Origin of the sequence: Rhodococcus koreensis (genome assembly GCF_017068375.1) — a bacterium.
Lineage (GTDB): Bacteria > Actinomycetota > Actinomycetes > Mycobacteriales > Mycobacteriaceae > Rhodococcus_F > Rhodococcus_F koreensis.
In genome coordinates, this window is record NZ_CP070609.1 from 4,237,818 (window position 1) to 4,256,162 (window position 18,345).

At 68.2% G+C, this 18,345-nt stretch carries 13 protein-coding genes; 3 read left to right on the top strand and 10 right to left on the bottom strand.

What is annotated here, in order from left to right:
* Positions 1–21: 21 nt before the first annotated feature.
* The gene (locus tag JWS14_RS19360) at positions 22–1,179 is read left to right on the top strand and encodes a dihydrodipicolinate synthase family protein (protein WP_206014117.1); all 1,158 of its coding nucleotides are present in this window, start codon (positions 22–24) and stop codon (positions 1,177–1,179) included.
* A gap of 1 nt (position 1,180) precedes the next feature.
* Positions 1,181–1,984 carry a sugar phosphate isomerase/epimerase family protein gene (locus JWS14_RS19365; RefSeq protein ID WP_072942617.1) on the top strand — a complete coding sequence of 268 codons (804 nt, stop codon included), beginning with the start codon at positions 1,181–1,183 and terminating at the stop codon, positions 1,982–1,984.
* A 45-nt stretch (positions 1,985–2,029) separates the two neighbouring features.
* On the opposite strand, the gene JWS14_RS19370 is transcribed toward JWS14_RS19365, so the two are convergent.
* The 10 genes from JWS14_RS19370 to JWS14_RS19415 all read right to left on the bottom strand — a co-directional run bounded on the left by JWS14_RS19370 (position 2,030) and on the right by JWS14_RS19415 (position 17,296).
* Complete coding sequence (locus tag JWS14_RS19370; RefSeq protein ID WP_072942619.1) at positions 2,030–3,040, bottom strand: LacI family DNA-binding transcriptional regulator; 1,011 nt, start codon at positions 3,038–3,040, stop codon at positions 2,030–2,032.
* Between the two features lie 37 nt (positions 3,041–3,077).
* Positions 3,078–4,511, bottom strand: a complete 1,434-nt coding sequence (locus tag JWS14_RS19375; RefSeq protein WP_095865419.1) for an MFS transporter — start codon at positions 4,509–4,511, stop codon at positions 3,078–3,080.
* A gap of 46 nt (positions 4,512–4,557) precedes the next feature.
* Positions 4,558–5,394, bottom strand: a complete 837-nt coding sequence (locus tag JWS14_RS19380; RefSeq protein WP_241031411.1) for an enoyl-CoA hydratase/isomerase family protein — start codon at positions 5,392–5,394, stop codon at positions 4,558–4,560.
* The gene (locus tag JWS14_RS19385; RefSeq protein WP_072942623.1) at positions 5,391–7,010 is read right to left on the bottom strand and encodes an acyl CoA:acetate/3-ketoacid CoA transferase; all 1,620 of its coding nucleotides are present in this window, start codon (positions 7,008–7,010) and stop codon (positions 5,391–5,393) included. The genes JWS14_RS19380 and JWS14_RS19385 overlap by 4 nt, the downstream gene beginning before the upstream one ends.
* A 79-nt stretch (positions 7,011–7,089) precedes the next feature.
* Positions 7,090–8,136, bottom strand: coding sequence for a LacI family DNA-binding transcriptional regulator (locus JWS14_RS19390; protein WP_072942625.1), 1,047 nt, complete (start codon positions 8,134–8,136; stop codon positions 7,090–7,092).
* 401 nt (positions 8,137–8,537) lie between these two features.
* The gene (locus tag JWS14_RS19395) at positions 8,538–9,338 is read right to left on the bottom strand and encodes a TetR/AcrR family transcriptional regulator (RefSeq protein WP_174705500.1); all 801 of its coding nucleotides are present in this window, start codon (positions 9,336–9,338) and stop codon (positions 8,538–8,540) included.
* A gap of 38 nt (positions 9,339–9,376) precedes the next feature.
* Entirely contained in the window at positions 9,377–10,960 is a 1,584-nt protein-coding gene (locus JWS14_RS19400; protein ID WP_206014118.1) for an FAD-dependent monooxygenase, read from the bottom strand.
* 158 nt (positions 10,961–11,118) lie between these two features.
* Positions 11,119–12,816, bottom strand: coding sequence for a (2,3-dihydroxybenzoyl)adenylate synthase (locus JWS14_RS19405; RefSeq protein ID WP_206014119.1), 1,698 nt, complete (start codon positions 12,814–12,816; stop codon positions 11,119–11,121).
* Between the two features lie 40 nt (positions 12,817–12,856).
* Positions 12,857–15,181 carry a hydantoinase B/oxoprolinase family protein gene (locus JWS14_RS19410; protein ID WP_206014120.1) on the bottom strand — a complete coding sequence of 775 codons (2,325 nt, stop codon included), beginning with the start codon at positions 15,179–15,181 and terminating at the stop codon, positions 12,857–12,859.
* A 12-nt stretch (positions 15,182–15,193) separates the two neighbouring features.
* On the bottom strand, positions 15,194–17,296 hold the full coding sequence (locus tag JWS14_RS19415) for a hydantoinase/oxoprolinase family protein (RefSeq protein WP_072942633.1): 2,103 nt from the start codon (positions 17,294–17,296) through the stop codon (positions 15,194–15,196).
* A gap of 277 nt (positions 17,297–17,573) precedes the next feature.
* Here JWS14_RS19415 and JWS14_RS19420 point away from each other — a divergent pair, with 277 nt between their 5' ends.
* Positions 17,574–18,332 carry a maleate cis-trans isomerase family protein gene (locus tag JWS14_RS19420; RefSeq protein ID WP_072942635.1) on the top strand — a complete coding sequence of 253 codons (759 nt, stop codon included), beginning with the start codon at positions 17,574–17,576 and terminating at the stop codon, positions 18,330–18,332.
* The last annotated feature ends 13 nt before the right edge of the window (positions 18,333–18,345 follow it).

Genomic DNA, 18,345 nt, shown 5'->3' on the forward strand with positions numbered 1-18,345 from the left:
AAAGCGATTTCAGGAGATTTCATGGCCTCGATTGTTCTTCCCGACCTCGATCGTTCGACCGGCACGCTCGTGCTCGGTGAGCCCGCCCGGCTGGACACCCGGTCCACGGCACCGACCAGCAGAGCGGTGTACGCGGCCTCGCACGTGGTCGCCGATCCGCTGCGCGCGTCCGCCGAGAACGCCGCGGACCAGATCGACTGGGACGCCACCCTGCAACTGCGCCGCGACCTGTGGTCGCTGGGACTCGGGGTGGCCGAGTCGATGGACACCGCGCAGCGGGGCATGGGGCTCGACTGGGCCGGCGCGCGCGAACTCGCGGTCCGCACCCTCACCGAGGCGAAGTCGGTCGGCGGCCGGGTAGTCGTCGGTGTCGCCACCGATCAGCTGAAAACGGATTCGCCCTCGCTGGAGGAGATCCGCGACGCGTACCTCGAGCAGGTCGAGGCGATCGAATCCGCCGGCGGCGAGGTGGTGCTGATGGCCAGCAGGCACCTCGCCCGGGCGGCGAGCGGCCCCGACGACTACCTCTCCGTCTACGACGCGGTGCTGTCGGCGGCCACCCGGCCGGTCGTGCTGCATTGGCTGGGTTCGGTGTTCGACCCCGCACTCGACGGCTACTGGGGATTCTCCGACCCGTCAGCGGCGATGGACACCGTTTTGCAGATCATCGACAACCACCGCGAACGGGTGCGTGGCATCAAGGTGTCGCTGCTCGACCCCGCCCTCGAGATCGCCCTGCGGCGGCGGATGCCCGACGGTGTCCGGGTATTCACCGGCGACGACTACAACTACGTCGACCTGATCGCCGGCGACGGCACCCACACCAGCGACGCGCTCCTCGGTGCGTTCGCCGCGCTCGGCCCGTTCGCCTCCGCCGCGTTCGCCCGCCTCGACGACGGCGACGAGCAGGGCTTCCGGAACATCCTCGGCCCCACCGAAACCCTGAGCCGGCTGCTGTTCGCCGCACCGACGCAGTACTACAAGGTCGGGGTGGCGTGGCTGGCGTACCTGGGCGGCAAGCAGGACCATTTCCGGATGATCGGCGGCTTCGAAACCGGCCGCAGCCTGACGCATCTCGCCGAACTGGTCCGCGCCGGCGACGCGATCGGCCTGTTCACCGATCCGGACTTCACCGCCGCACGCGCCTCTGCGTACTTCGCGGTGCACGGGATCCGCTGACATGGACCTCGCGCGGTGCAGCCTGAATTCCGTCACCGTCAAGGGATCGGGATTCACGGAGGTGGCCGACCTCGCCGAGATGTGGGGGTTCGGCGGCGTCGGCCTGTGGCGGGACGTGCTCGAGGACCTGGACCTGACCGCGGCGGCCACCCGGCTGCGGCAGTCGGGCCTGCGGGTCAGCAGCGTCTGCCGCGGCGGGATGTTCCCGCAACCGACCGCCACGCTGCGGCGAAAGACCATGGACGACAACCGGGTCGCCGTGGATCAGGCGCACGCCCTGGACGCGGAATGCCTCTACCTCGTGTGCGGCGCCGCCTACGGCGACCTCGCAGGCGGCCGCAGGCAGGTCTCGGACGGCATCGCCGAACTCGAGCCCTACGCGCGAGCGGCCGGTGTGCGGCTCGCCGTCGAACCGATGCACCCGATGATGGCGTCGAGCCGATCCGTCATCACGTCGCTGCAGGAGGCGAACGATCTGGTCGAGTCCATCGACTCCGACCTGGTGGGGATCGGGATCGACTCGTATCACGTGTGGTGGGACGCGGCGCTGCCGGAACAGATCGCCCGGGCCGGCGACAAGCTGTTCTCGGTCCAGCTCGCCGACTGGGTGACCCCGATCCACGGGGAGTTGAGCAGCCGCGGCATGCCCGGCGAGGGCTGCATCGACATGACCGGATTCGTCGCCGAGTGCGAGCGCGCCGGTTATCGGGGACTCGTGGAGGTCGAAGTCCTCAGCGACCGCTGGTGGGCCGAGACCGCCCTGGCAGCCACCGAGGCCGCCACCGAAGGCCTCGCCCGCATCTGAGCGTCCGAGCGTCGGCCTCGGGTGAGGCCGGCGCTCGAACCGGTGTCACTTCGCCGGGCCGGTGGAGTCGCGGATCACCATGTCGGCGGACAAAAGCGGGGGCGAGGTGCTGGGTGCGGACGCGAGTGCCGCGTGCATCAAGGCCCACGCCTGGTCGCCGAGCCGGGACTTCGGGCTCACCACGGTCGTCAGGCGAGGGTCGATGTGCCGGGCGACGGCGATGTCGTCGAACCCCGTGACCGAAATGTCTTCGGGCACGGAAAGTCCGAGCCCACGTAGCTTCGAGATCGCCCCGAGGGCCGACAGGTCGTTGAAGCAGATCAGTGCGGTCGGCTCATGGGTGAGCGCCTCGTCGACGGCGGTGTACGCGCCCTCGATGGTGCCGTCCGAGGCCACCTCGACCGCGTCGATCCCGAATGCCCTCGCCATCTCGAGGCCGCGCCACCGTTCCCGGTTCTGCCACGACAGTTCCGATCCCGCGAGGTAGACGACCCGGCGGTGACCGAGCCGGGCCAGGTGCCCGCACAGCTGCATCATGGGGGTGAAGTTGTCGATCGCGACCATGGGCAGGTCGATTCCGCGTTCGATCCGATTCACCAGCACCACCGGAGCCGGCTGCCGGGCCAGTTCCGTCAGTCCCGCCAACGGAATTCGCGAAGACAGCAGAACGAGCCCGTCGACCTGGCCGAGCAGGTCGAGGGCGGTGGCGTATTCGTCGGCCGCCGTACCGGAGTAGTCGGCGACGAGCATCCGGTATCCGTCTTCGGTGGCGCCGTGATGCATCTGCTTGACCACGTCGAAGAAGTACGCGTTCGCCAGGTCGGGCAGGATCACACCGACACTGCGCATCGACCCCAGCACCAGGCCCCGGGCGGCGCTGCTCGGGCGGTAGGACAAGTCGTCGGCGGCCTTGTGCACCCGAGCAGCGAGATCCGGTGTCACAGCGGAGCTTCCACTCAGCACCCGGGAGACAGTCGCGGTCGACACCCCGGCGGCCTTCGCCACCGTGATGATCGTCGGACGACGGCTCGCTGACGCTCGGGTCCGCTGTGCCACCGGATTCCCCTGTTCTTCGACGGGTCGCGTCGTACGGTCAGTTGCGGGCGGCAGAGACCGCGTCGAGGGGGTCGTCGAGGTCGCGGTTGATCGGGTCGGGGGTGATGTACGTCGTGCCGATCGTGATGAGGGTGAGGATGCACAGGTATCCGGCGATGAACACCCACGATCCCAGCCCTGCGCCGGGCACCTCCTTGCCGCCGTCGGCGGCGACGACCATCGCGATGATCCAGGCGCCGATCAGCGGTGCGATGCCGCCGGAGAGTACCGCGGAGACCTCACGGGCCACCGACACGCCGAGGTAGCGCTGACGGGACCCGAACAACTCACTCATGAAGGCGCTCTGGGATCCGAACATGCCCCACGTGCCGATGCCGAGCGCGAGGGAGATCACGACGATCGTCAGCACCACGCTGCCCTGGCTCAGTGCCCACCAGATCGGGAAGGCGGACACCAACTGGAAGTAAGCGAAGGCGCGGTACGTCTTGACCCGGCCGAAACGGTCGGAGAGTTTGCCGGCGATCGGAATGACGATCGATCCGAGGGAGGCGGCGAACACCAGCGAGAGGGCGCCGATGGGGCCCTTGATGCCGACGGCGGCACTGGTCACGTATGCGACGGCGAGGGCCTGGTACATCGAGGAGGACCCGTTCTCGGCGAGCCGCAACCCGATGCCGCGCAGCAGGGAGGGACGCGAGTGCTTCAGCAGGTTGTGCAGCGGACGCTCGTCGATCTGGTCCTTGGCTTCGAGTTTCTTGAACGTCGGCGATTCCTTGAGGTTGACCCGCAGGTACATCGCGACGGCGAGGATGACGACGCTGGCCAGGAACGGCACCCGCCAGAGCCAGGTGTCGGTGATCTCGCTGTGCCCGCGGTAGACGAGGAAGTACACCAGGGCCGCAACGACCGTGCCGACCTGCACACCAAGGAAGGGCAGCGAGGCGTAGAAGCCGCGTTTCTTCGGCGGCGAGTACTCGGTCATCAGGATCGACGCACCAGCCATCTCGGCGCCGGCCCCGAGGCCCTGGGCGATGCGCAGGACGATCAGCAGGATCGGCGCGAGCATTCCGACACCGCCGGAGTACCAGTCGCCCTCGCTGCCGTAGTAGGTCGGCAGCAGACCGATGCAGGTGCTGGCCACACCCATCAGGATGATGGTGGCCATCAGTACGAACTTTCGGCCCAGCCGGTCTCCGAGTCGGCCGAAGAACACCCCACCCAGCGGGCGGACGGCGAAGCCGATGAAGTAGGTAGCGAAGCTGAGCACCAGGCCCGTCGCGGGATTGTCGGTCGGGAAGAACAGGGGCCCGAACACCAGCGCGGACGCCAGGCTGTAGAGGGCGAAGTCGTAGTACTCGAGCGCGCTGCCTGCGGAGGCGCCCCAGGCGGCCTTGCGGAGGTCTTCCTTGGTGACCACCGGGACCTGGGTGTCTGCGTCGGGGTCTGCCGCGGGGTGAGGATCAAGGGTCATGGATCTGCCAATCCGTTCGAGGGGATCGCTGCGGGAGGTGCGGGGGTCAGGAGTTCGTGAAGGTGGGGGTGGTCTTGTTCTGGAATGCCGTGACGCCGATCGCGAAATCGTCGGTAGCCGCGGTGAACCCACTGGCGAGCGCCTCGAGGATCGAGGACGGGGCGCCGGCGGCGGCCGCGTCGACGAGTTGCTTGCTCACCTGGACGGCGGTGGGGGCGCCTTCGAGGATGCGGTCGACCATCTCTGTCGTCACCGTGTCGAGGTCGTCACGTTCGGCGACCGCGTTCAGCAAGCCCCACCCGAGGGCGGTGTCGGCGTCGAGTTGGCGGCGGGTGAAGATCAGTTCCTTGGCACGGGCCGCGCCGACCACTGCGGTGAGCCGTTCGGTGCCGCCCCACCCGGGGATGGTGCCGAGGCTGGTTTCCGGCAACCCCAGGCGCGCCGTGCCGGCGCCGACCCGCAGATCGCATGCCAGGGCGAGTTCGAGTCCGCCGCCGACGGCAATCCCGTCGACGACGGCGATCGTCGGCTGACGCAACCGGGCCAGGTAGTTGAATACCCGGTGCCCTTCGGCGATCCACCGCTTCCACATGTGCGCGGGCGTGAAGTGCGCGAACTGAGTGATGTCCGCTCCGACGCAGAATGCCTTCTCGCCCGCGGTCTTCACCACCACCGCCCGGGCGTCGGAGTGCTCGATCGCCCGCAGTTCGGTGTAGAGGTCGTCGAGGAGCTCGAGGGTGAGGGCGTTGAGTTTGCGGGGGCGGTCGATCAGGACGGTCGCCATCCGGCCCTCGTGGGAGTAGCGGACGGTGATCCGGCCGGTGTCGGTGCGGACGTCGGTGGGAGTCATGTGATGGTCCTCGGTCGGGGTGGTTGCGGTCATGCCCACACCGCCTGCACGCGCGGGTGCTCGGGCAGCGGGGCCAGGGTCAGGTTCTGCGGCTGCGGGCGAAACAGCTCGGCCGCCATGGTTTTCAGGTTCGGGTCGACGCGCAGCTCGAACTCGGATTTGTCGAGAACGTCCCGCTGCAGGTCCACACCGGGGGCGATCTCGATGACGGTCAACCCTTCCGGTCGCAGTTCGAGCACTGCCCGCTCGGTGACGTAGAGAACCTTCTGCCCGGTGGCCAGCGCTCGCTTTCCGGAGAAGGTCGGGGAATCGACCTCCTTCACGAATTTGGTGTGCGGGCCGTCGGCCCGGATCTGCAGGGCGCCGTTCTCGATGCCGATGTCGCGGCGGCCTGCCGTGAACGATCCGACGAACACGATGGACGGGGCGGCGGAGGTGATGTCGGCGAACCCGCCGACTCCGGCGGTGACGTGCCTGCGCTTGGGCAGACTGTGCACGTTGACGTTGCCGTGCTGATCGATCTCGAGGAACGACAGCAGGGAGTGCTCGAACCCGCCGCCCTGCAGCAGGGTGAATTGATCCGAACTCTGCATGATCGCATCGGGGTTCTGCGCGACACCGAAGACGAAGTCCAGCAACGGTACTCCGCCGACGGGGCCCTGTTCGATCACCCAGGACACCGCGTCGGCCAATCCCTCCTCGACCAGAACGTGCGGCACCAGCGCGGAGACACCGAAGCCGAGGTTGGCGATCTCCCCGGACTGCAACTCGGCCGCGGCGCGGCGGGCCATGATCTTCTCGAGGGTGAACGGCACCGGCTCGAGGGTGCTCAGCGGACGTCGCATCCCCCCGGAGATTGCCGGGTCGTACTCGGTCTGGGTGGTCTGCAACTGATCCGGCGCCAAGACCAGGGCGTCGACGAGGATTCCGGGCACCTGCACCGCCTGCGGGCTCAGGCTGCCGCCCTCGGCGAGGTACTTGACCTGGGCGATGACGACACCGCCGTTGTTGTGGGCCGCGTAGGCCAGGTCCAGGGCGCCGAGCGGGGACGCCTCCTCCTCGAACGTGAGGTTGCCGTGGGTGTCGGCGGTGGTGGCGCGGATGATCGCCACGTTCGGGACCAGAGCGTCGTAGAACAGCCATTCCTGGCCGTCGAGTTCGTGCACGCGGACGAACGCGTCCGGGGTGACGGTGTTCATCCGGCCGGCGCTGATCCGCGGGTCGACGAAGGTGTCCAGACCGACCTTCGAGAGCACACCCGGCTGCTTCGCGGCGGCGGCCCGGTGCAGCTGATACAGCACCCCGGACGGGAAGTTGTAGGCCTCGATCTCGTTGTTCTCGATCATCTGCCAGATCCGCGGCGGCTCCGCCGACGACGGCCCGGACGGGTACGACCCGGCCACCACCCGGGACAGCAGACCGGGCCGAGCGATGTGGTCGATCCCCTTGATGCCCCACATGTCGCCGGCGGCGATCGGGTGAATGCTGGTCAGGTTCTTCGGCGACCGGGTTTCCTCGTACCGCTGTCCGAGACCGGCGAGCACGGCATCCGGGCAGCCGAGCCCGGACGACGAACTGACGGTGACGATGTCGCCGTCGTGGACGAGGTCGGCGGCCTGGCGGGCGGTGAGTACGCGAGGGGTGTGCATCGGAAAATCTCCTTGAAAGCGCTTACTTGGCGGGTATAGGTGCAGCGGATCCGTGCTGGTCTACGCGGAAGGGGTCGCGCTACGGGCGACGAGGCCGCCAGGCAGCGGTGGAGGCACGCACCCGAAGTGCGGGGGCGACGAGGTGATGGCTGTGCGCGGGCGGGGAGCCGGCACCGTTCGGTGTCAGCGATTGGCCGATCCGGTCGAGGATCAGTTCGCCGCACTTCTCACCGATCTTGGTCGGGAAGGTGGCGACGGTGGTCAGGGGTGGGGTGCGGTGCGCGGATCCGGCGATGTCGTCGAAGCCGCCGACGGCGATGTCGCGGCCGGGTTCGAGTCCCCGGCGGGTGAGTTCGGCGTATACGCCGACGGCGACGATGTCGCTGTACGCCACGATCGCGTCGGGAATCTCGCCGCGGTCGAGAAGCCGGCGGGTGGCGTCGGCGCCGCCGTCCGGGGTGGCCTCCCCGAACAGGCCCTCGGTCGGGGACATGGTCATGTCCGACCCCGCGATCGCGTCGAGGAAGCCGTCCTCGCGCTCGCGGCGAGCCGAGGTGTGCTGAGGACCGCCGACCATGGCCACCGTCCGCACGCCCATTGCCCGCAGATGGCGGCCGAGCAGGCGTCCGGCCTCGACGTTGTCGGCACCGACGTAGTCGTGGCTGAGATGGAAGTGCCGGGCGAGCAGCACCAGCGGGATGCCACTGGACGCGAGTAGTTCGTCGATCTCAGCGGCCTGTGTGTCCCCGGCCGGGAGCAGGATCAGGCCGTCGATGCTGCGTTCGACGAAGCGGTCGAGCAGTCTGCGCTGTCGAGCCGGATCGTCACGGCTGTAGCCGATGAACACCGCGTAGTTGCTGCGATCGGCGACGTCCTCGAGCGTCATCGCGAGTTCGGCGAAGTAGGGGTTCTGCACCTCGGTGACGACCAGCCCCAGGGTCATCGACCGCTGATTGCGCAGCATCGCCGCGTGCCGGTTGTAGACGTAGCCGAGCGCTTTCATCGCCTCCCGAACCTTGCGGGTGGTTTCCGGTGCGACGCTCGGGCTGTCGTTGAGCACCAGGGACGCGGTCGAGCGGGACACTCCGGCATGCCGACTGACGTCGGTGAGGGTGACTCGGCCCATGTCCGGCCCCTTTCTGCTGATCGGTGTGAGCTGCGATACAGACCATACCGCACAACGCTGGATCGATCCAAGAGGCAAATGGACCACGTCAGGCGAAGATATGCCGATTCAGGTCCCCGAAACTGCGGCGATCAGGGAAAACATTGCTGGATCGATCCAAAACATTTTGTCCGGTCCGTTCCGAAAACAAGGGCCCGACGACGAGGGAACTGGGTGTTGGAGCCGACCAGGCGCGCATGACCCAGGCATGTTCCTATCCGGAGGCCTGCACCGCGGCGCGGGCGGAGCAGCGAAATCGACTTCCTCCGAATGCCTTCCGGCGAGACGCTGATGAACCGACTCGGCCACTCGGCCTCACCGCACCGCTCGAAGGCGCAGCGCTCTGCCAGACGGGTCGCTGCTCAGCCGTCCGCGTCGTCGCTCGGGCTTTTCGGCGTGCTCTCGAGTAGTCGTTCGAGGTAGTTGAGGTCCTGCCGGAGCAGTGCGATCGCCCGTGCGGGTCCTTCGAGCCCGGTCGGGGTGGACTCTTCGTGAACGACGGCGCGCAGTGCCATGTCCGCGAGTTGAGCGGCGACGGCGCGGTCGTCGTCCTCTTTCCCCGGCTGGTGCCACCAGGCGATCCAGTTGAGCATGCCGATGATGCCGAGTGCCGAAGTCCGCGGATCGACCGGACGCATCTCGCCGGCTTTGATGCCGTCTTCGATGACGGTGATGAATTCCTTCAGCACGTGCCGTCGGCTCTGCTGGTACCTGCGCGCGATGTCTTCCGGAAGTTCCGCTTCGGATCGGATGATCAGCCTGAACCGGTCGGGGTTCTCACCTTGGTGCATGGCGATGGCGACCGCCATTTCGCGCAGTTTCTCGGTGGGGCCGAGTTCGGTGCGCTCGTTGATCTCGTGCAGCAGGGCGGCGGGAGTCTCGGTGCTCTCGCTGACGAGCCGCGAGAGCAGTTCGTCCTTGTTGGCAACGTAGTGGTAGAGGGCGGGCCGGGTCAGACCGGTGGCGTCGGCGATGTCCTGCAGGGTGGTGCTGGCGAATCCCCGCTCGGCGAACAACCGGGTGGCCTGCTCCATGATCTGCTTCTCGACCAGCTCGCGGCGGGGATTGCGACCGGCTGCGCTGTCCTCGGAGGGCTGCGCTGCCGGGCCTGCCGATGCCTTGCCGCGGCCTCGCCGGCTGGGCGTGGCCTGCTCACGTGTCATGTCCGAAGGATAGTGGGAGCCGGAAGCGGTCCGCGCGGTCATGTCGGCGCTCCGGTGCCGGACATGATCGGCTCGGGTTCCGCGGACGCCGGTTCGGTGAAGAACGCGAGGTGCGCTCGTGCGCTCGCCAGGCCGGCCGCCACATCGGCGCGGTGGGTCTCGGGGGCCTCGACGACGACGGTCGCCGAAGTGGCCCGGAGTAGACGTTCGGCGAGGTCGAGGCGGTTCAGCACGGCGGCGCGGGAGTCCGGTCCGGTGAGCCAGAGGATCTCCGCCTGCGGTGCGTTGTCGACGACGGTGTCGGCCTCTGCGTCCCAGGCGGCGGTCGATACGACGTCGAGCTTCGCCGTCGTGGGTGCGTCGCGCAGGTCTGCCGGCGCGATCCTGGTGGCGAAGTCCGCACCGTGGTAGGCCAGTGGTTGTGCGAGGATCCAGTCCGTGATGTCGGTGGGGGACACGGTGCCGGCGGGCCGGCTCGCGTAACTCGCGAGGCCCTGGGACACGACGGTCGGCGCCGACTCGGCGAACCGGTCCAGACCGACCTTTCCCGCCCGGGTCATGTACGCGATCATCAGCTGGTCGACGGGCAGGTCCATGCGCTGCGGGAACGATTCCCACCAGAGTTCGCTGCGGTGGGCGATCTGCTGAAGGTGTTCGACGGCGGGGCGACGGATCCGCTCGTATTCGGTGAGGGCATCGTCGAGGTTCGCCGCGCTCGTCAGGGCGTGGTCGAGCGCGATGGCGTCCTCCATCGCGAGTTTGGTGCCGGACCCGATCGAGTAGTGCGCGGTATGGGCGGCGTCGCCGAGGAGCACGACGTTGCCACTGTGCCAGCGCGTGCAGCCGACGGTGCGGAACCGCATCCACTTCGTGCGGTTTCCGATGAGCCGATGATGCTGCAGGGTCTCCGCGAACGCGTCCTGGAGGTACTGCAGTGAGACCTCGTCGCTGTCCTGGGGTGCGGTGCGATCGGTGGACGCGTCGAATCCGGCTCGCCGCCAGGTGGCTTCATCGGTTTCGATGAGGAAGGTGCTGCGGTCCGCCGCGTACGGGTAGGCGTGGGCGACGAACGTGCCGTGTTCGGTGATGACCGGGACGAAGATGGCGCTGGGGAGAGCGAAGTCGGTCCCGCACCACAGATACAGTCCGGCACCGGTGTCGATTCGCGGTTCGAACTCGTCGGTGAGCTGCGTGCGGGTGGCGCTGTTGATCCCGTCCGCCGCGATGACGAGGTCCGCGTCGAGATCTGCGGCCTCGCGCCGTTCGCCGAAGCGCAGGTGCACGCCGGCATCCTGGGCGTGCTGTTGCAGCACCGCGAGCAGCGTCGTGCGCGCGATCGCGAGGAGATCGCCGTGCGCGAGCCGGGCGACCTCGCTCCCGACCTGCATCGACATCTCGTGCGGGTGAGCGGCGGCCACGATCGCGTCCAGCGACGCGGCGTCGGCGTCACGGAGGTTGCGCTGGGTTCGGGAAGCCAGACCGACACCGAATCCGAATGTCGTGTCCGGAGAACTCTGTTCGTAGACGGTCACTTCGGCGTCCGGGTGGCTTCGCTTGAGCAGTCTCGCGGCGTAGAGACCGCCGGGGCCGCCGCCGATCACTGCGACTCGCTCGAGGTTCATGGGCTGACTCCAGTCTGTGTGACGTTTGTGTTGATTATTCTACGTATATGTCGATTGGTCAATCCAGTGGCGACGAATAGGGGTGAACGACTTTCGGGGCACACCTGTGCAGGCATGCCCCGAAAGTGTTGATCCGCAGTCGATTCGCGCTGCGGTCCCTACACGACCGCGCGGGGCGCGTCCGCCTCGGCGAGGAGTTTCGCCGCGATCTCGGCACGCAACCGCTTCTTGTCGATCTTGTTCACGTTCGTGTGGGGCAGGGTGGGTACCCACTCGAGTCGTTCCGGCCACTTGAACTTGGCGACGCCGAGTTTCGCGAGGTGCTCCTGAATCTCGGTGAGCGGCAAACCTTCCCCGTCCCTGGCGATCAGATACGCACACGTCTTCTCCCCGAGGCGGGGATCGGGCATGGCGACGACCGCGGCATCCGCGATGCCGGAATGCTCGAGAAGGAGTAGTTCGAGTTCCTCGGCGTTGACCTTCTCACCGCCCCGGTTGATGAGGTCCTTGATGCGGCCCTCGATCGACAGATAGCGCCCGCCGTCGATGACGGTGATCGCGGCGAGGTCTCCGGTGCGGTAGAAGCCGTCGGGAGTGAAGGCGGCCGCGTTGTGGTCGGCCGCGTCGAAATAGCCGGGAATGGTGTACGGCCCACGGCAACACAATTCACCCACCTCACCGTCGGCGAGTTCCCTCTCGCCGCCGGGTTCGAGGATGCGAATTTCGTCGTCGGAGGCGATCGGTGTGCCCACCGTGGTCAGGCGGGCCCGCGCGGGGGAGTCGAGCGGGGTCACCGTGAACAGTCCCTCGGACATCCCGAACAACTGCCCCGCCCAGTGGCCGGCACCGTCGTCGACGCGGTCGAACAATTCGGCGGGGACCTTGGCACCGGACAGGACGACGCGACGCAGCGTTTCCCGTGCCTTGTCGAAGTCCGGGCCCAGCACCGCCTGGTAGTGGCCGTGTCCGATGAGGACTTCGGTCGCCTGCGCCTTCGCCATCAACTCGAAGGCCGTCGGCGCATCGGCGGTGGCCAGCACCAGGCAGGCACCGACCGAGTGCGCCGCGTGCAGCCCACACGAGATTCCGGCGTTGTGGATGATCGGGATCAGGTGCGCCACCCGGCTGTCCTGGTCCCATCCGAGCCGCTGCGCGTACATCCGGGCGTTGTTCCAGTACTCGGCGTGGATCCGCGGAATGACCTTGGGGACACCGGTGGTGCCGCCGGACAGCTGGAACGCGGCGACGTCGAGCGGATCGGTGTGCGCCTCGATCTCCTCGACGGCGGCCCGGGCCGCACCGGGATCGGTGCCGGCTCCGAGATCCTCGAGTCGAATCACGTCCGGCCCGCCGGAGCCCGCCCCGTCCCCGACGGTGATGACGTGCCGGATGCTGGGGTGGCCGTCGGCGTGCTCACGGGCGAAGTCGACGAGGTCGAACGTGGGCAGTCCGGCCTCCACGACGTGGGCGACGGCGCCGACCGTGCGGCTCACGTGCCCGATCTCGTGCATGCGGTGCGCGGCCAGGGTGGCCACCGGGACCAGCCCGGCCTTGATGCATCCGTACCACGCAAGGACCGTCTCGAGCCGATTGGTCAGCTGAAAGATCACCGGATCCAGTCGGCGGAGTCCGAGCCCGATCAGCCCGGCCGCGATCTCGTCGGTGCGCCTGTCCAGCTCGGCGAAGCTCATCGAGCCTTCCGCGCTGATCACCGCCGGCCGATCCGGGAACCGGATGGCGACCTGATGCAGCCGCCGCCCGGTGGGGTCGTCGCTCCACGCCCCGCTGTCGCGATAGCGGGCGGCCCGGTCGCCGGGGAACGTGACGAGGCGTCCGCCCCAGTCCGAGAATGTCACCGCGGTCCTCCTTCCCTCCATTGTGCGATTACCCGGAAAGTCACCGCTCCGCCACCGCGGGCAGGAGCCGGGCCACATCGAGGGCGTGATCGGGGTGATCGGCGGGCACGATGCCGGAGTAGACGGCCGTCCAGCAACCGGGGCAGCACAACTGCCGGAAGACGACCGGGGCGTCCACGTACTCTGCCGGATCGGACGTGACCTGCGGCCCGGCCGTCGACGACGGGCCCTCGAACCGCGCCAGATCGAGGGAGGTGCTGTTCTTCTCGTCGCCGAGGAGGCGTCCGCACTGGGCGCACGCGATCACCCGGGTGTCTCCGACGGTGACCTCGGCCAGGTTGTCGTCGAGCCTGCGCGCCCCGGCGAGGTCGACCACGGGGGCGTCCGGCAGGGTTCCTCCGGAGCGATTCCGGCGCTCTGTGCGCATCGCGTCCCGCCGATCCGAGGTCCGGATCTCATCGGCGTCACCGTCGGCGAGGACGACACCGTAGACGGTCTCGGCACCGTGCTCGGTGACCTTGCCCTCGCGGACGTCGGCGGCCACCGCGACCGGATCGCGCAGCAGGGGGTCACCGTATCCGCCGCCGCCCTGCCAGTGCATGTAGAGCACTTCGCCCGGGGCGACATAGCTTTCGGCGTAGCAGGCACCGAATTCGCGACCGCCGCCGAGGTCGTCCAGCGAGCCCGGGATGCGGCCGGCAGCGAACTGCTCGACCACGCCGGTGTCGCGGGCGAGGACTTCCACCCCGGTGTTGCCGGGGTAACCGCCTGCGAGTCCGTTGTTCTGGGCGACGGCCTTGCCCGCGGACGCCAGGACCAATCCCATCGGCAGGCTGGTGCCGTACGGGGTGACGGCGATCGAGGCACTCACACCGCCGCGCTGGCGTCCCGGCCCGCCGGAGTCGGGTTCCTCCCGGCGCCACAGCGTCAGCAGCGGGTAGAGGAATTCGGTCATCTCGGTGTCCGGGATCCGGCCCATCGGGATGCAGAACAGGCCACCGGTGTCCATGCCGTCGGCGGTCGGGCGGGCCCCGTACCCACCGGACATGGGTTCCATCATGATGTTCAGGAACGGCACCGACTGCTCGGGCCGCTCGTCGAGACCGGCGATCACCGCGGTGTCCCACGTGCCGCAGCACGCGGCCTGAACGCTCTTGCCGAGATCGACGGAACGGTCGAGCATCTGGGACAGGCACTCGGCGATCAGCGTGCCCGTCAGCCAGGCCGGTCCGATCGGACCGCGGCTGACCGCGGCGGGGAACGTGGCGTTGTTGATCGTGCCCTCTTCGGAGACCAGATCGAAGCAGCGCATCAGCCCGCCTGCGGACCACGGGATGTCACCCGCGAGGATCGGCAGGAGGGCGAGCATCACGCCGCCGCGCATGCCGGCGTACGTGCAGTTGATGACACCGGTCTGCGGATCGGTGCCGGTGAAGTCGAAGGTGAGATGGTCCGCGGTCTTCGTCATCGCCACGGTGATCTTGTGGATTCCGCGGTCACCGGTGTGGGACTGGTCCTGGTAGCCGGTGGCCTTCCACGTGCCGTCCGGCAACGAGTCGAGTTTGCCGCGCAGACGCCCCTCGGCGTCCGCCATCATCCGCTTCATCACGGCCTTGACGGTGTCGGCGCCGTACTGCTCGATCACCGCGAGCAGACGGTTGCGGCCGACGGTGTTGGCGCCGATCTTCGCGCGCAGGTCGAGGCCGACGAGCATCGGCACCCGCGACCGCCGCACCCAGGCGTCGGCGACGTCGCGCTGCAGTTCGTAGTCGCGGACCACCTTGATCGGCGGGGTGGGCAACGACTCGGAGAAGACGTCCTTCGCCGACGGGTCGAACGAACCGAGCCCGGACCCGCCGAGGTCGGGTTCGTGGCAGATGGCGCTGGTCCACCCGAACAGCTTGCCGTCGTAGAAGACCGGCTGGTAGACGATCACGTCGCTCTGGTGCAGGCCGCCCCCGACCCAGGGGTCGTTGCACAGGAACATGTCGCCCTCGGTGATGCCCGGGTTGGTGGCGCGGTGCCGGAGGGTCCAGTAGATGGCGAGGTCGACGGCGCCGACGAGCATCGTGTTGTACAGACCGACCTGGACTTCCTGGCCGATCTCGTCGCTGATCGCGAAGTCGAAGTCGTTCGCGTCGGTGACGATGGGGGAGCCGGACATCCGCTTGAGGGCCTCGCCCATCTCGTCGGTGACCGACCACAGCCGGTGCCGGATGACCTCGTAGGTCAGCGGGTCGAGTTCGTCGATCTGCTCCTGGGTGACGCTGTGGACGGGCAGCGACGGCGGCAGTGAGCGTGAGAGTTCGTCGGGGTCGATCGGTCGGCTCGAGAAAATTTCGGCGCCGGGGATTTGCATGGTCATCTTCGGGTGCTCCTACTGGGCGACGATGTTGAGGTTGCCGAGGCGGTCGACGGTGCCGGTGGTCTCGTGCGGGACGACGACCGTCGTGGTGGGGACCTCGACGATCGCGGGGCCCTGGAGGACGTGTCCGGCGAGCAGTTTGCTGTAGTCGTAGACGTCGGTGTCGGTGTAGCCGATCCGCCCGTCCAGGCACACCTTGCGGGTGCCGATCTTTGCGGCGGACGCGTCGGCCGAGTCCGCGGATTTCAGTTCGGGCAGGGTGGGGGAGAAGGGCAGGACGCCGGTGACGCGCACCCGGTAGGTGATCGCCTGGATCCCGGCCTCCCGGAATCCGCTGTCCTGTCCGTAGAGTTCGGCGTAGCGCTGCTCGAACAGGTCCGACGCCCGGGCGACTCCCTCGGCGTCGAGGCTTCCGGCCGGCACCGGTGTCGCCACCTCCGCCAGCTGCATGGTGTAGCGCATGTCGATCTCCCGTTCGACCTCCACGCCGGTGAACTTCAGCCCCTGCCGGTCGAGCGCTGCCCGGACCTGGTGCTCGAGCTGGTCGAAGTTGCGTTCGGCCCGGACGGGATCGAGTGGCATCGCGGCCGGGTCCGACAGCTCGGCGGCGAGCACGATGTTCGACGACGCCAGACCGTAGGCGGAGAACGCGGAGGCCACCTGGCCGAGCGGGACGACGACCTCGCGGACCCCGACCTCGCGGGCGTAGGCGGCGCAGTGCGCTGGGCCGGCACCGCCGAATGCGTAGAGCACGAAGTCGCGAGGATCGTGTCCGGCCTCGACCACGGTCTTGCGGAGCAGGTCACCGGTCTGGGCGTTCTGCACCGCGTAGATCGCGGCGGCGGCGTCCTCGATCGACAGGCCCAGGGGTTCGGCGATCCTGGTGCGGATCGCTTCCCGTGCGAGTTCTTTGTCGAGTGGTTTGCGGCCACCGAGAAGGCCGCGTTCGGGCAGGATCCCGAGCACCAGGTTCGCGTCGGCGTTGGTGGGTTCGGTGCCGCCCTGCCCGTAGCAGGCAGGCCCGGGCACGGCCTGCGCGCTGTGCGGGCCGATCTGCAGGTTGCCGCCCTGGTCGACCCAGGCGATCGCGCCGCCGCCGGATCCGATGGCGTGCACCTCGAGGGTGGGGACGTTGATCGGGTGATGGTTGATGATCGTGCTGGACGCGCGCACGGGCTCACCGTCGACGACGAGTCCGACGAGGAAGGTGGTGCCGCCGACGTCGGTGGCGATGATGTTGCGGTGCCCGAGCTGGGTGCCGAGCGACACCGCTCCGACGACGCCGCCGGTGAGCACCGATCCGACGGTGCTGATCGCGTTCTTCGGCGCCTCGGCGGCGGCGACGGCGCCGCCGTTGCTCTGCATCACCAGCAGCGGTCCGGCGAGCTTCCGGTCACGCAGCTTCGTCTCCAGTTCGCCGAGGTAGTCCCGCAGCCCGGGGCCGATCTGGGTGCTCATGATGGTGGTCGCGTTGCGGGCGAACTCGCGGATACGCGGGCTCACCTCACTCGACAGGGACACGAACATCGTCGGGTCGATCTCGTGGACGAGTTCGCGGATCCGCTGCTCGTGCGCCGGGTTGCGGAACGACCAGAGCAGCGAGACCGCGATGCCCGACACCCCGTCGTCGACGAGGGCGTGAATCGCCTCGCGGGCGGAATCCTCGTCCAGTGCCACGACGATGTTGCCGTCGCGGTCCAGGCGCTCCGTCACTTCCAGGGCATGCTTCTTCGGCACCAGGCCGTGAGACTTGCTCTGCCCCATCACGTTCTGCAGCTGCTCCGGGGAGCTGCCCAGATACCGCCCCTCGACGTTCATGATGTAGATCGAGTCGCGGTGTCCCTTGGTGGTGAGGAACCCGACCGGCGGCACGTTCCCCATGACCAGGGCATTGAGCGAGGACGTGGTCCCGTGCGCGATGTGGTGTGTGTTCGCCAGCATCTCCTCGACCGGACACCCCAGTTGCTCGGCGAGCACGTCGAGGACGTCGATCACGCCCTGCGAATAGTCCGGCGGGGTCGAGGGAGCCTTCGCGGCGAGAACTGTGCCGGCATTGTCGTCCAATACCGCATCCGTGAACGTGCCACCGACGTCCACTCCGATCACATATGCCATTACCTCTGCGCTCCTTCGAAATGAGGTGGAAGTTCCCGACCGGTGCGAGGTCGTCCTCCAACACCGTCTTACGTCAATGTCGAGTATTCGACGTGTCTGATGACATGTCAAGAGCGGGCTGTGAGAGCAGTCACGTCCTGGGCGCTGCCTGCGGGCCCGGACGTGGGGGCTTGACGAATTGTCGCGAACGTCGAATACTCGGCATGAGCGTAAATCACCGCGCGCCGGGGTGCTCACTCCCCCGCTTCGCGACAAATCGACATCAGAAGGGCACACCATGGGGATTCATCGCATCGGACTCGTCGTCCCGAGTTCCAATGTGACCGTCGAGACGGAGATGCCGGCGCTGCTCGGTCAGCACGCCGACGCACAGTTCTCGTTCCACTCGAGCCGGATGCGCATGCAGGCCGTCTCGCCCGAGCAACTGCGGGCGATGAATGCCCAGCGTGAGCGGTGCATTCTCGAACTCGGCGACGCCGGAGTCGACGCCGTCCTCTACGCCTGCCTGGTCGCGCTGATGTCGGTCGGACCGGGTGAGCATCAGCGCGTCGAAGGGCTGGTCGCCGAACAACTCGCCACCGGCGGCTCCGAGGCGGCGGTCCGCTCGAGTGCCGGCGCGCTGATCGAAGCGCTCCGGGCGATCGGGGCCGAGCGCATCGCGCTCGTCACCCCCTACCTGCGCCCCCTCGCGGAGCAGGTCGTCGCGTATATCGAGGCCGAAGGCATCCAGGTCCACGACTGGCGCGCACTCGAGGTCGCCGACAACGCCGAGGTCGGATGCATCCCCGGCGACCGGGTGATGGACGCCGCCCGATCCCTGGACCTGCAGGGCGTGGACGCACTCGTGATCTCCGCCTGCGTGCAGATGCCCTCGCTTCCCCTGGTGCAGGCCGCCGAGGACGAGTTCGGGTTGCCCGTCCTCTCCGCCGCCACCGCCGGCGCCTACAGCCTGCTGCGCGCCCTCGACCTCACCGTCGACATCCCCGGCGCCGGCAGTCTGCTCCGCGCCGACGCACCGGCCGCCGCCCGTCAGTAACCCCGAACCCCTT

Coding starts and splice junctions, on each gene's coding strand:
- JWS14_RS19360 (WP_206014117.1), top strand. CDS start 22: ATGGCCTCGATTGTTCTTCCCGACCTCGATCGTTCGACCGGCACGCTC.
- JWS14_RS19365 (WP_072942617.1), top strand. CDS start 1,181: ATGGACCTCGCGCGGTGCAGCCTGAATTCCGTCACCGTCAAGGGATCG.
- JWS14_RS19375 (WP_095865419.1), bottom strand. CDS start 4,511: ATGACCCTTGATCCTCACCCCGCGGCAGACCCCGACGCAGACACCCAG.
- JWS14_RS19380 (WP_241031411.1), bottom strand. CDS start 5,394: ATGACCGCAACCACCCCGACCGAGGACCATCACATGACTCCCACCGAC.
- JWS14_RS19385 (WP_072942623.1), bottom strand. CDS start 7,010: ATGCACACCCCTCGCGTACTCACCGCCCGCCAGGCCGCCGACCTCGTC.
- JWS14_RS19390 (WP_072942625.1), bottom strand. CDS start 8,136: ATGGGCCGAGTCACCCTCACCGACGTCAGTCGGCATGCCGGAGTGTCC.
- JWS14_RS19395 (WP_174705500.1), bottom strand. CDS start 9,338: ATGACACGTGAGCAGGCCACGCCCAGCCGGCGAGGCCGCGGCAAGGCA.
- JWS14_RS19400 (WP_206014118.1), bottom strand. CDS start 10,960: ATGAACCTCGAGCGAGTCGCAGTGATCGGCGGCGGCCCCGGCGGTCTC.
- JWS14_RS19410 (WP_206014120.1), bottom strand. CDS start 15,181: ATGACCATGCAAATCCCCGGCGCCGAAATTTTCTCGAGCCGACCGATC.
- JWS14_RS19415 (WP_072942633.1), bottom strand. CDS start 17,296: ATGGCATATGTGATCGGAGTGGACGTCGGTGGCACGTTCACGGATGCG.
- JWS14_RS19420 (WP_072942635.1), top strand. CDS start 17,574: ATGGGGATTCATCGCATCGGACTCGTCGTCCCGAGTTCCAATGTGACC.